Here is a 515-nt window from a genome sequence, read left to right on the forward strand (position 1 = left end):
CCAAGGTCGGCCGCAACGAGCCCTGCCCCTGCGGCTCGGGCAAGAAGTACAAGCACTGCCACGGCCAGATCGGCTGACCGCCGGCCCGTATGGGCCGCTTGCAGTAGAGGGCGCTTCAGCTATGCTGTCGCCGCCCTGACAACGCCGCGAACGGCCCAGCCGCTCGCGGCGTTTTACCATCTTCCCGGCCGCCTGCGCGGTCACCGAACACCTCAAAGGAGCGCTCTCTATGGCTGTTGGTCTTGGCCCGCTGTCCACCCTGCACCCGGTTCCCGGCTTCGAGCTGGGCATCGCCTCGGCCGGCATCAAGCGCCCGGGGCGCAAGGATGTGGTGGTGATGCGCTGCGCCGAAGGTTCGCGCATCGCCGGGGTGACCACCACCAACGCCTTCTGCGCGGCACCGGTGCTGATCACCCGCGAGCGCCTGGGTGGCGAGGTGCGCTACCTGCTGACCAACACCGGCAATGCCAACGCCGGCACCGGTGCCGATGGCCTGGCGCGTGCCCGCCGTGCCT

The 515-nt window shown here is 69.7% G+C and carries 2 protein-coding genes; both read left to right on the forward strand.

What is annotated here, in order from left to right; translation table 11 throughout:
- A partial coding sequence (locus N878_RS31535; RefSeq protein ID WP_177342962.1) for an SEC-C metal-binding domain-containing protein occupies window positions 1–77 on the forward strand: 77 nt, incomplete at its 5' end.
- Between the two features lie 152 nt (window positions 78–229).
- Window positions 230–515 (forward strand): bifunctional ornithine acetyltransferase/N-acetylglutamate synthase (locus tag N878_RS26260; protein ID WP_031304335.1); only part of this gene is annotated, 286 nt, incomplete at its 3' end.

The organism is Pseudomonas sp. EGD-AK9 (assembly GCF_000465935.2).
GTDB lineage: Bacteria > Pseudomonadota > Gammaproteobacteria > Pseudomonadales > Pseudomonadaceae > Aquipseudomonas.